Source organism: Tumebacillus amylolyticus, from assembly GCF_016722965.1.
Classification (GTDB): Bacteria; Bacillota; Bacilli; order Tumebacillales; family Tumebacillaceae; genus Tumebacillus; species Tumebacillus amylolyticus.
Genome location: NZ_JAEQNB010000001.1, coordinates 762,732 through 774,725 on the forward strand (window position 1 = coordinate 762,732; position 11,994 = coordinate 774,725).

An 11,994-nucleotide genomic window follows, 5' to 3' on the forward strand; every position below is an offset into this window, starting at 1 on the left:
TGGTAGGATAGAAAGCAAGAGCGTATCTGACAGCCAGAGAGGGATGAACAGTTCGATGGAACACCTCATCAACCCAAACGTCCGCGAGATTCAAGTCTCCGGCATCCGCAAATTTTCCAATCGCGTGGCGGCCTACCCCAACGCGATTTCCTTGACGCTCGGTCAGCCGGACTTCCCGACACCCGAGCATATCAAAGAAGCGGCCAAGCGCGCACTCGACGCCAACCGCACCGTCTACACGCACAACGCCGGCCTGCTCGAGTTGCGCAAAGCCGCTTGTGATTTCGTTGCCACCCGATACGGCCAACAGTACGACCCGGAAACGGAGGTCATCACCACGACGGGCGCTTCCGAAGCGATCGACATCACGTTGCGCACGATTCTCGTCCCAGGCTCCGAAGTGATTCTGCCGGGACCTGTCTATCCGGGATATGAACCGATCATCAAGCAATGCGGAGCGATCCCGGTCTACGTGGACACTCGCGAGACCGGATTCAAGATGACGCCGGAAGCCATTGAGGCGAAACTCACCGACAAGACTCGCGCCGTCCTCTTGCCATACCCGTCCAATCCGACCGGAGTCGTGCTCTCCCGCGAAGACTTGAAGGGAATCGGAGATCTCTTGCGCGACCGTGAAGTCTTCGTGGTTTCCGATGAGATCTACAGCGAGCTCGTCTACAGCGAAGAGGGCCACCGCTCCATCGTCCACGAGCCGGGCATGCGCGACAAAACCATCGTGATCAACGGCCTGTCCAAGTCGCACTCCATGACCGGCTGGCGAATCGGCTTCACGTTCGCACCGGCCGCCATCTCGCAACACATCTTGAAAGTCCACCAATACAACGTTTCGTGCGCCTCGTCCGTTTCGCAGTACGCCGCACTCGAAGCGTTGACCCACGGCGTCGACGATGCGCTCGCCATGCGCGTTGAATACCGCAAACGTCTCGACTACGTGCATGACCGTTTGGACCTGATGGGTCTGCCGTGCGTGAAACCGGACGGGGCGTTCTATTTGTTCCCGTCGATTCAACACTTCGGGATTCCGTCCTTGGAGTTTTGCGTGCGCCTCTTGGAGCAGGAACAACTCGCCGTCGTGCCGGGGGACGCTTTTTCCGAATATGGGGAAGGGTTCCTGCGCATCTCGTATGCGTATTCGATGGAATCGCTCAAGGAAGCGTTGGATCGCCTGCAACGCTTCGTGACCTCTTTGTAGAAAAAAAACGACCAACCCGCATCCGGGTTCGGTCGTTTTTTTAAGAAGCGGAGCCGCCGCGAAGGTATTGAAAGATTCCCGAAGTGATCGTCGCAAGCAAGATGCATTGCAAGACCGCAACTTCCACGAAAAACTCGTACAACGTCACGCCTGCGAGTGCAAAGGCGACGGCGTACCAATATTTGCGGGAGCGTTGGAACGCACGCTCTGCTGCATGGCGGACGAAGGCATCATAGAGGTCTTGCAGGTTGTATCGGAGGTACGGAGAAAGATAGTCGGCCTTTAACGAATGGCGGGAGATGTCCAGTTTCAGCGCATGGGCCACCTCGTCAAGAATGTCGAGGTTTTGCTTGGCATCCGGGGAGAGATCGTGCAGGAACGTGACTCCTTGCAAGGGAGTCGAGCGCAAGCCGTGCGCGAGGCGGCGTTCTTGGACGGTTTCGAGAAAGAGGTCGAACGAAACTTTTTTCATAAGGAGATCCCTCCGTATTATCAGAAATGTTGTATAATTTGACCCGAACTTGGGCAGAACGTTACAGTGAATAGATTGCAGTTTTGTAACAAAATTGACAAGGGGTTTCGCTGCGCGTATGATTAAATTAGATGATTCTCTAAATATCTAAGGGGGAGGGGGATTTCATGAACGAGTCGTTCAAGGCGTTGTCCGACCCGACACGGCGGCAGATTATCAAGCTGTTGCGCGAGCGTGATCGGACGGCGGGCGAGATCGCCGAGCATTTTTCCATGACGAAGCCGAGCATCTCCCACCATTTGAATTCACTGAAAACTGCAGGGCTTGTCTATGACGAGCGTCATGGGCAGAACATCGTGTATTCGCTGAATACCACGGTGGTGCAGGAAGTCATGAGTTGGTTTTTTGAAGTCCTGGGGATGGATGGAGAAAAAGGAGATGAGGATCGATGAAATCCAAAATCAAATGGGGCTGGCGAGACCTCTTGCTTGCGGTGATCGGCCTGCTCCCGATCGTGTACTTTGCTCTGGTATACGGCTCTCTGCCGGATTCGATGGCGACGCACTTCGGCTTGGGGGGAGACGCGAACGGGTGGGAGAGCAAGGGGACGTTTCTCGGCGTTTCGGTCCTGCTGACTCTCGGGGTGCCCCTGTTCATGAAAGTGACGCGCCGCATCGACCCGCGCTCGGAGAACTACGACAAGTTCGACCATGTGTACGAAATTTTCCGCATGGCGATGACGTTGTTCCTGTCGGCGGTGGTGACGGTGGTGGTATTCTACAACCTCGGGTATGACTTCAACATGCAGATGTTTGCGATGATCGGGCTCGGGTTGTTCCTGATCTTGACCGGCAACTACATGGGGCAAGTGCGCTATAATTACTTCGTCGGGATCAAAACGCCGTGGACGCTCGCCAACGAGGACGTCTGGAAACGCACACACCGCGCCAACGGGCCGTTGATCGTCATCACAGGGCTGGTCGCATTGGTCTGCGCCTTTTTGCCGGGCGATGTGGCGGCGTGGGTGTTCGGCGTGGTCTTTGCCGGTTCGATGTTGGTGTTCCCGTTCTTGTATTCGTATCTGGCGTGGAAGAAGCTGATGACAGAAGGGAAGTAAGGCATGGGCATTCTGATCTTGCTCGCCCTGTTTGCAGGGCTGAACGTGTATGCATATGCGCTGATGGGCTACGACAAACGACAAGCCAAGCGCGGCGGACAGCGAGTGCGGGAGCGGACGCTTTTTCTGCTCTCGTTTGCGGGTGGGTGCATCGGGATTGAGATGGGGATGAAGAAATTCCGGCACAAAACCCAGCACCGTTCGTTCAAAATCTTGGTACCGCTGTCGTTTGTGACGGTGGCGTTGATGTATGGAGCCTTGCTGAAATTGATGCTGTAGGGAAAAGGAAAGCCAAGGGCCGCGGAGCGGACCTTGGCTTTTTTTAGTGGCGAAGCAGGCGAAGAAGTTGTTCGGTGCGGTCGGCCGTCCAAGCGGCGGCATGGAGCAGCGCGTCATCGAGCGAGCAAGGACCGGGCACGAGGGAAAAAGCGGCCTGTAGGCCGAGTTCGTCAAGTTCGACGCCCGTGAGTGCCGTACTGCCGCAGAGGGCGATGACGGGAACCTCATGGAGTCGTGCGAGACGGCAGACGCCGGCAATGGTTTTGCCGGACAGCGTTTGGTCGTCGAGACGGCCTTCGCCCGTGAGGACGAGGTCGGCGTCCCGCAGGTGGTCTTCAAAACGCAAGGTTTCGAGGATGACTTCGATGCCGGGGCGGAGGGTGCAAGGCAAGAACGCGAGCAAACCCGCCGCCGTGCCGCCTGCCGCGCCCCCGCCGGGGAGTGTGAGGAAGTCGGTATCGACTGAAATCGCTGTGTTCATCGGGCCGCCGAGTCGTTGAAGGTGTTGATGAACAACGTCTCCAAATCGCGTCAGAGCGAGGTCGAGTTGGGGAACTTGCTCGGGGGACGCCCCCTTTTGCGGGCCGAAGACCGCAGAGGCTCCCGCTGGGCCGGTAAGTGGGTTTTGGACGTCTGATGCGAGGAGAAAACGGGACTCCTGCAAGCGGGGATCGAGATCGGACGCGTCGATGTCGTGTAGTTGGGCAAGGGCCGACCCGCCACGGGGAAGGTCCTTTTTTTCCGTGTCGAGCAGTTTGAGGCCGAGGGCTTGCAAGAGGCCGGCTCCCGCGTCATTGGTCGCGCTTCCACCAAGTCCGATGAGGAACTGACGATGCCCGGCGTCGAGCGCGTGTTTGAGAAGTTCACCTGTGCCGTACGTTGTGGTACGCAACGGATTGCGCTCGTCGGGGAGAAGCAGGGTGAGGCCGGATGCTTGGGCGAGTTCGATGACCGCTGTGTGATTCGGCAGCACGCCATACGCTGCTTGGACGGGACGGCCGAGCGGGTCGGTGACGTCCACGTGTACCAAGTGACCTCCTGTTGCTTGGACGAGAATTTCCATCGTGCCCTCGCCTCCGTCTGCCAGTGGCAAAGAGAGCACCTCTGCGTGCGGGAAGACCCGTCGAATTCCTTGGGTCATTGCGACGCAGAGGGCGGGGGCGGAGAGAGAGCCTTTGAAGGAGTCGGGGGCGAGGAGGATTTTTTTCATGCTTGGAGTTCGCGGGTGATTCTGTCGATGTTGTCTTGGTGGAAGCGGCGCAGTTGGGGCGCATACTTCCAGGGGTCGATCATCGCGCTCAATTCGGCTTGCTTGTCGTGTTGCACGCAATCGCGAACTTGTGCGATGTACGCAAGTGATTCCTTGGTGCGGCGGCGAATCTCATCTGTGTGTTGAGTCGCGGAGCCGTGTCCGGGGACGAGGAGCGAGATGTTATGAGTTTGCAGGATCTGTTCGACTTTTTGCATCGTAGTGTCGTACTCGGTGCTGCTGTAATAGATGAAGGGAAACTCGGCGTCGGAGAGATAATCTCCGGCGAGGAAGACGCCAAGCGGCTCGACGATGGTGAACAGTCCGTCCCTGGTATGTCCGTGCGCGTGGTAGAACGTGAGCGTCGTGTCCCCGAACGTGAGGAGTTGACCGTCGTGTTCGATGACGAGATCGACGGACGGAAACTCGATCGGGTAGGGACGATCGAGGTAGTAGTTGCCGTCAAAGTTCCGGATGGCATCCAGTTTGCGCTGACGATCAACGTCCGGATAGGTGTGGACGGCTTGAGACGCGATGACGGTTGCGTCCGGGAACGCACGGTAGCCGATGATGTGATCCCAGTCTGCGTGTGTGAACAACAAATAGAGCGGGCGTCCGGCGCGGATGGCTTCGACGTGTTGGCGAATCTCTTCCACTTCGCCCGGCAGCCAGCAGGGGTCGACGACCAAGACGAGGTCCGGCGTTTGGAGAACGGTCGACGTGGTTTGTTGGAGGTGGCTTTGGAAGACAGTGATGTTCTCGTTGCGATAGTGAATCATGGAATGGTTCCTCCTCGGGGTCCAATCAAGTATGTGCTTCCATCGTAGGGGAACCACGTTCTGGGTGCAATACCTTTAATTAGAAAAAAACTTAAAGTTTACGTTTAAATGTCTCTCAACTATAATGGTAGTAGTATCTTTCATAAGCGATTTATACAGAGAAAACAATAGATGACTTCAAGGAGTGACCGCGGGTGAAAAAGCAAGTGGCGAAATGGTTGGTGGCTACGCTGGTTTTGACGACGACGATGAGTCCGTCTGCAGCGATGGCGGCCAACACGCTCTCAACGGGATCGTTTGTCGACCTGGGGGGAGTTCCGGCCCAGACGCAACAAGCAATTGGGGAAGCGGTCCAACAGGGGTTGCTGCACGGAGACCCGAACGGTGCGTTCCGTCCGACTTCCAGTCTTACGCGGGAGGAATTGGCCGTTGTGATCCAAGAGGCGTTGCAACTTCCGCTCTCGAAGGGAAGAACTTCATTCTCGGACGTTGACCCGAACGGGTGGGCCTCTTCTGCAATCGAAGCGGTTCGAAGCGCAGGAATTATGCAAGGCGACGGGAACGGCTTGTTCCGTCCGACCGAGCTCTTGTCGCGTCAGGAGTTGGCGGTGTTGCTCGCGCGCGCTTCGCAGCAACCGCTCGTTCAACCGCGGGACCCGGATGCTCCCGTGTCGGATTGGAGCGGGGTCTCTTCGTGGGCGCAACCGTATGTCCGCACTCTCTTGGCACTTGGCACGATGAAGGCAGAGGGCGGCAAGTTCGCTCCGGCCGCTTCTCTGCAACGACAAGAGGTCGCAGAGATGTTGTTGCAGACTTTTTTCCCGAAGGAGCGTTTGAGTACGCTTGGAGCGGTTGAAGCGGATCGCGTGTGGATCAACGGCGTGCCGTATCAATTGTCAGAGGGCGTCAAGGGTTTGTTGAACCCGCAGAATGCCAAGGTCTTGCAGGGAGCAACTCTCAAGTTTGAGTCGACGGGTCGCAAACTTGACAAGCTCACAGCGCTGGAACTGCATGCGAACGGCGCGGCGGCAGGTTCCGGCCAGCAAGAGTTCAGCGGCAACTTGGTGCTTGACGGACAGGGGGCGACGCTTGACGGCGGTCTCTCGTTGGCGGGAGACTACCTCAGCGTGCAGAATCTCACCGTCAAGGGAGACTTCAAGATCGGATCTCAGCTCGCCAATGACTTCTCCGCTCGCAACCTGAGCGTGGAGGGCACCACGTTTGTCCAAGGCGGCGACCGCAACACGGTCGTGTTTGAAGACTCGCAGTTGGGCAACGTCGATGTCAGCAAACAAAATGTCCGCGTGGAAGCGACGGGCACGACGTCCGTCGACCAAATGACTCTTTCGTCAGACGCTGCAATCGTCGGAAGCGCGACGGCAAACGTCGGTCAAGTTACGCTGGCAGACGGGGCGAGCCAAGTGGAAGTGCAAGGAACTTTGGGGACGCTCGTGATGTCGGGGAGCCAACCTGTCACGTTGACCGGCAATGCGAACATCGGCACCGTTTCTGTACAGACGGCCGCTCCCGTTACGCTGAACAACAGCGGGACGGTCGGCAAACTGCAAGTGCTCGATGCGGGTTCGAAAGTACAAGTCGGGCAAGGTCTGACCGTTTCCAGCGTGGCTTTGGGCGCGGGCGTTTCCGCGAACTCCATCTCGGGATTGTCCACTCCGACCGGATCGGGCACGACCAATACGGCTCCTGTGTTGCTCTCTGCGATACCGGATCAGGTGGTCACGCTTGGCGGTACCAACTTGCCGTTCGATTTGGCTCCCTATTTCCATGATGAGGAGCAGTCTGTCTTGCACTATATCGTGGCATCGACTGGCCCCAGCACTTGCAAAGTCAGCGTGGACGCCAACGGAGTTGTCACGTTTACACCTCTGAAACAAGGCAAAGCCAAGATCACGGTCGCCGTGGATGACTTTAATTCCCAAAAAGTCAACACGAGCTTCTACGTGACGGTCAACCTCCCGCCCACTTCCGCTGCGATTTCAGATCAAACGGCGACCGTGGGCAGCGGGCCTACGACTGTAGACTTGAACGCCTTGTTCAGTGATCCGGACAATGACACATTGACCTACGAAGCGTCGGTGGCAGACACGAGCGTTGCGACATCCGGGCTTGCAAGCGGGCAATTGTCGTTGAACCCAGTTGCGGCGGGAACGACAACCGTGACGGTGAAAGCCAAGGACGGACGCGGTGGGGAGTTGGAGAAAACATTCCAATTGACCGTCAACCCGGCCCCGCCTGCTCCGAACCAAAAACCGGTGGTAAGCAGTGCACCGAGCAACCAGACGGTAACTGTCGGGGCAGCGGACTACACGCTTGATCTGTCCACAATCTTCACCGATCCGGACGGAGATGCCCTGACGTTTACTGCCACCTCGTCAGATGCGAGCGTAGCAACGGTAACGGCCGTCGGTTCGCAACTGACTCTTCATCAATTGGCAGTGGGGACTTCGACAATTACGCTCACCGCAACGGACAGCCACGGAGAAGCGGAGACCGCGACATTTGTCGTGACCGTCAACCCGGCCCCGCCCGCGCCGAATCAAAAACCGATGGTAAGCAGTGCACCGAGCAACCAGACGGTAACCGTCGGAGCGGCGGACTACACGCTTGATCTGTCCACCGTCTTCACCGATCCGGACGGAGATGTTCTGACGTTTGATGCCAGCTCGTCCGATGCGGGCGTTGCAACGGCAACGGCTGTCGGTTCGCAATTGACTCTTCATCCGTTGACTGCAGGGACTGCGACGATTACGCTCACGGCAACGGACAGTCTGGGTGCTGCGGAGTCGACCACGTTCAATGTAACGGTTCTCGCTGCCACACCGAACCCTTCGCAGAATCAAGCGCCGGAAGTGGTGGCAACCATCTATACGCAAGTTCTGACGCCGACCGTGACGAATGACCGTTCGTACGATCTGGCGCAGTTGTTCAGCGACGCAGACGGGGATACACTGACCTTCACCGCTGTCAGCAATTCGGCCCAAGCAGCGACGGCGAGCGTCTCCGGCAACATGCTGACCCTCTCGCCCGGATCAGGGACGGGAAGCACGACGGTCACCGTCACCGCATCAGACGGCAAGGGTGGAACCGCCACCTACGATGTGAATGTCATCACTGCGCCTCTCGTAACCAATGGGCGAGTAACCATTCACACCAAACAAGGGGTCAAAGAAAACATCAACTACGACTTGTCCACGCTCTTCCCCAACCAGACGTCCTTCAAAATTTATGAAGGCACGCCGGATTCCACCTTCACGGGACCGACACCGCTCAATGGAACGGTCTGGACAACACCGGGAACGACTTCTCCTCTGACCACGTGGGTCGTAGCAGCGGACGGTACGGCCGCGGTCTTCAATGTTGTCGCCGACCCGCAAGGCGCATCCGAACTCTACTTCTCTCAATACTTGGATGCGGGAGACGGTCGAATTGCCATCGAGATGTTCTACAACGGAAACGGGAGCCCGGGTGACATGGCCACAGGGTATTCGGTCGATGTGTATCGGTATATGAAGAATACCAATACGATGAGCGTCGTCAACGTTCCGCTCCACGATGCCTATCCGACCATGCCGTACATCCTGATCGACTCGATCTTCTACGATTTCTTCGACATCATCAACGCCTGGTACTACAACGATGAAGTGGATGCCTACAACCCGAACACGTTCAACTTCACAGGTCTCGTTCTGAAACAGGGCACTCGCGTCGTCGACGTCCTCGGCGACCCGAATTCACACAATCAATTCATGCCGAACGGCGGCACGATCATCCGCAAGTCCGGCATCCGGACCGGCTCGCAAAGTTTCTCGCAAGCGGGTGAATACAACACGTTCCCCAAAGGCACGCTCCAATTCTTCGGGCAGCACACCATGTAAGGCAGGCAAGGAAAAAAAGACTCGACCCGTCGCGGGCCGAGTCTTTTTTTTTTATCCGTTCACGATCTCGCCGCCGTTGACGTGCAAGATCTGCCCCGTCACATACGAAGAATCGTCAGACGCCAAGAACACATACGCGGTGGCCACTTCCTCCGGCTGTCCGGCGCGTTTCATCGGAGTCGTCGTCCCGAATGTCGCAACTTGCTCGGAAGTGAACGTCGAAGGAATCAGCGGTGTCCAGATCGGGCCGGGGGCAACCCCGTTCACGCGAACGCCCTGGTCGGCGAGCGTCAACGACAGGGAACGGGTGAACGTGACAATCGCCCCCTTGGTCGCGGAGTAGTCAATCAGCTCCTTGTGCCCGTGATAGGCGGTGACGGAGGCGGTGTTGATGATCGAACTGCCTCCCTTGAGATGAGGCAACGCCGCTTTGCTCAAATGGAATTGCGCCAAGATATTCGTGCGGAACGTGCGCTCCAACTGCTCGGTTGTGATGTCGAGCAGGCTTTTCTGCGGGTGTTGCTCGGCGGCGTTGTTCACCAACACATCCAATTTGCCAAACTCCTGTACGACTTTCGCCACGACATCCCGGCAGAACGCCTCGTCACCGACATCGCCCGGAATCAGCAGACAGCGGCGGCCCTCCGCTTCCACCGCTCGTTTGGTTTCTTCGGCGTCCCCCTGCTCGTTCAGGTACACAATCGCGACATCGGCACCCTCCTTTGCATACAGCACGGCAACGGCCCGCCCGATTCCGCTGTCACCGCCTGTGAGCAAGGCAACTTTGCCCGCCAGTTTGCCGGCCGCTTTGTAACCTTGATTCTCGTACTTCGGGCGCGGGTTCATCTCCGACTCGATGCCCGGTTGCTGGTTTTGGTGCTGCGGGGGAAATGCTTGCTTTTTTTCCGTCATGGTTCAAAAAAACCTCCCTCGTCCGTGGTTCTCCAGTCTTTCTAAACACTTCCCCAAAAGCGGCCCCTTTATCAAAATTGACAAATCCTCCTCGTCCCTTTATCATTGAGAATGAAAATCAATTGAACGGCAGGAGGGACAGCGACCCATGATCACGACCGACCCGTTGACTCGCACACTACACGACTTGAACGCACAAGGCATCGAGCTCTCCTTCACGGTAGACACGCCCCCGGACGGCCCCTACCAAGAAATTCTCCGCGTGCAAGATCTGCTGGAGGGCCCGCGCCTGCGTGAGGTGATCGAGCGTGTGGCACGTCGGATGAACACGGACGACCTCGCCGCCGCTGCGTCGCTTTTTCAAAAAAGGTATTGTGCGCAGTTGCTGATCTCGATCTTGACCCCGCTGACCCGCCTGCGTCTCGGAATTCTCGCCCCCGCCGAATCGGTGGAGATCGTGCTCGTAGACGACCTGCCTGCAAGACTCGTCCTCCACAAGCCGGAAACGCGCACGGCACCTTTTGAGAACTTGGAAAAAGAGGACAGCCTGCGCCGCGCGGTGTTTCGCTCGCTGTTTGACGACAACCTCGGACGGTTGTCGTTGCAAATTGCCACGGAGATCGGACTTTCCCTGCGTGTCATGTGGGGGAACCTCGGCAACTACAGCTGTTGGCTGTACGAAGAGGTGCTGACCCAAGAGCAGACGTTGCAAGACCGCGCCCTGCGGGACTTTGAAGCGCTGATGGCATGCCCTGGCATGACGAAAACTCCGCCGCTCTCCTGTGCGTGCAACAAAGTGTTTCTCGAAGAAGCAGAGCCTCCGCAATGGGTGCGCGTACGTCAGACGTGTTGCCTCGCCTACAAATTTGCAGACCGCCCGCCGTGCTACACCTGCCCGCGACTTTCTTCAGCCGAACGGGCGAAGATGATCCCGAAACACTAGATGAGACCCGCCAACGCGCGGGTCTTTTTTTCATGACAAACGGCAGAGTCAGGGGTACAATGAAGCTATCGAGCATGGAAGATTCTGACTGGAGGGATTGTGGATGAGTTTCAAATACGCAGGGTTGGACCACGTACAGGTGGCGATTCCCAAGGGCGTCGAGGACGAAGTGAGACGCTTTTACGGAGAATTGTTGGGGATGGAGGAGTTGGAGAAGCCGGAGAAGTTGAAAGTTCGCGGCGGCTGCTGGTTCCAGTGCGGGGCTCAGCAATTGCACATCGGGGTCGAAGAACCATTCGCCCCTGCGAAAAAAGCGCATCCGGCCTTCGCCGTACACGCCATCTCCGAACTGCGTGACTTCCTGGTGGAGAAGGGCATCGAAATCAAAGACAACGACGAGATTCCGGGCGTGATCCGATTCTTCGTCAACGATCCGTGGGGCAATCGTTTGGAGTTTACACAAGCATGAGCATTGAGATCGTAGGCTTGTATACAGGGGAGCCGAAGCAGGTGAAGTTCGGCGACGAGGACTCCGTGACCGGCATCTACAAAGCGCCGGTCGACGGCCCGCTCTGGCTGTCCTTCGCGAATTTGCAAGGCAACGATGTGGCGAACACCAAGCACCACGGGGGAGAAGCCCGCACTCTCTGCGTGTATCCGGCCGAGCATTATGCGCATTGGAACGAGCATTTCGGCATCGAACTTCCTCCGGGGGCGTTTGGGGAAAATCTCACGCTTCGGGGGCTGACCGAAGAGCAGGTGTGCATCGGGGACACCTACCAAGTGGGAGAAGCGGTCGTACAAGTGACCCAAGCGCGGATTCCCTGCAAGACGATCGATCTGAAGCTCGACGTGAACGGACTGTTCCAGCAGACGGCGTTGCAGGCGAAGAGCGGGTATTTTTTCCGAACGCTTCAGGAGGGTCACATCGCGAAGGACAGCGATGTTCGGCTGTTGGAGCGCGACCTCCACGGAGTTACCGCTGATTTCTGCATGCACACCGTCTATCATGACAAGAAAAACGCGGACGCTCTCCGCAAGATTCTCGCCGTGCCCGCGTTGGCTGACAACTGGCGGAACATGTTGCAGAATCTGTTGGAAGCGGCGGAGAATCCGACCTCGGGATGACGGACG

The 11,994-nt window shown here is 57.4% G+C and carries 12 protein-coding genes; 8 read left to right on the forward strand and 4 right to left on the reverse strand.

Annotated features, from left to right (window positions below; translation table 11 throughout):
* The first annotated feature begins 55 nt into the window (after positions 1 to 55).
* Positions 56 to 1,213 carry an aminotransferase A gene (locus JJB07_RS03540; RefSeq protein ID WP_201631171.1) on the forward strand — a complete coding sequence of 386 codons (1,158 nt, stop codon included), beginning with the start codon at positions 56 to 58 and terminating at the stop codon, positions 1,211 to 1,213.
* Between the two features lie 40 nt (positions 1,214 to 1,253).
* Here JJB07_RS03540 and JJB07_RS03545 read toward each other — a convergent pair whose 3' ends face one another.
* Positions 1,254 to 1,685 (reverse strand): hypothetical protein, encoded by a 432-nt coding sequence (locus JJB07_RS03545; protein WP_201631173.1) that lies wholly within the window; start codon positions 1,683 to 1,685, stop codon positions 1,254 to 1,256.
* Between the two features lie 167 nt (positions 1,686 to 1,852).
* Between JJB07_RS03545 and JJB07_RS03550 the strand changes: the two genes are divergently transcribed.
* Genes JJB07_RS03550 through JJB07_RS03560 form a run of 3 tightly spaced genes read left to right on the forward strand, consistent with a single transcriptional unit; the run spans position 1,853 to position 3,081 of the window.
* Complete coding sequence (locus JJB07_RS03550; protein WP_201631175.1) at positions 1,853 to 2,137, forward strand: autorepressor SdpR family transcription factor; 285 nt, start codon at positions 1,853 to 1,855, stop codon at positions 2,135 to 2,137.
* On the forward strand, positions 2,134 to 2,802 hold the full coding sequence (locus tag JJB07_RS03555) for an SdpI family protein (RefSeq protein ID WP_201631177.1): 669 nt from the start codon (positions 2,134 to 2,136) through the stop codon (positions 2,800 to 2,802). The genes JJB07_RS03550 and JJB07_RS03555 overlap by 4 nt, the downstream gene beginning before the upstream one ends.
* A 3-nt stretch (positions 2,803 to 2,805) precedes the next feature.
* A complete protein-coding gene (locus JJB07_RS03560) occupies positions 2,806 to 3,081 on the forward strand; it encodes a DUF1294 domain-containing protein (protein ID WP_201631179.1) in 276 nt (91 codons plus the stop codon).
* Positions 3,082 to 3,124: 43 nt separating this feature from the next.
* On the opposite strand, the gene JJB07_RS03565 is transcribed toward JJB07_RS03560, so the two are convergent.
* Positions 3,125 to 4,291, reverse strand: coding sequence for a glycerate kinase (locus JJB07_RS03565; RefSeq protein WP_201631181.1), 1,167 nt, complete (start codon positions 4,289 to 4,291; stop codon positions 3,125 to 3,127).
* Positions 4,288 to 5,109, reverse strand: a complete 822-nt coding sequence (locus JJB07_RS03570; RefSeq protein ID WP_201631183.1) for an MBL fold metallo-hydrolase — start codon at positions 5,107 to 5,109, stop codon at positions 4,288 to 4,290. Before JJB07_RS03570 ends, JJB07_RS03565 begins: the two co-directional genes overlap by 4 nt.
* Positions 5,110 to 5,303: 194 nt before the next feature.
* Between JJB07_RS03570 and JJB07_RS03575 the strand changes: the two genes are divergently transcribed.
* Positions 5,304 to 9,005, forward strand: a complete 3,702-nt coding sequence (locus JJB07_RS03575; protein WP_201631185.1) for an S-layer homology domain-containing protein — start codon at positions 5,304 to 5,306, stop codon at positions 9,003 to 9,005.
* Between the two features lie 51 nt (positions 9,006 to 9,056).
* Here the strand turns inward: JJB07_RS03575 and JJB07_RS03580 are convergent, their stop codons facing one another.
* Positions 9,057 to 9,917: an SDR family oxidoreductase gene (locus tag JJB07_RS03580; RefSeq protein ID WP_201631187.1), complete on the reverse strand. Its 861-nt coding sequence runs from the start codon at positions 9,915 to 9,917 to the stop codon at positions 9,057 to 9,059.
* A 148-nt stretch (positions 9,918 to 10,065) separates the two neighbouring features.
* Between JJB07_RS03580 and JJB07_RS03585 the strand changes: the two genes are divergently transcribed.
* The 3 genes from JJB07_RS03585 (at position 10,066) to JJB07_RS03595 (ending at position 11,988) form a co-directional block, all read left to right on the forward strand.
* Positions 10,066 to 10,860 (forward strand): ferric iron reductase, encoded by a 795-nt coding sequence (locus tag JJB07_RS03585; protein ID WP_201631189.1) that lies wholly within the window; start codon positions 10,066 to 10,068, stop codon positions 10,858 to 10,860.
* A gap of 103 nt (positions 10,861 to 10,963) precedes the next feature.
* Positions 10,964 to 11,329, forward strand: a complete 366-nt coding sequence (locus JJB07_RS03590; RefSeq protein ID WP_201631191.1) for a VOC family protein — start codon at positions 10,964 to 10,966, stop codon at positions 11,327 to 11,329.
* Positions 11,326 to 11,988, forward strand: coding sequence for an MOSC domain-containing protein (locus JJB07_RS03595; RefSeq protein ID WP_201631193.1), 663 nt, complete (start codon positions 11,326 to 11,328; stop codon positions 11,986 to 11,988). The genes JJB07_RS03590 and JJB07_RS03595 overlap by 4 nt, the downstream gene beginning before the upstream one ends.
* Positions 11,989 to 11,994: the final 6 nt, after the last annotated feature.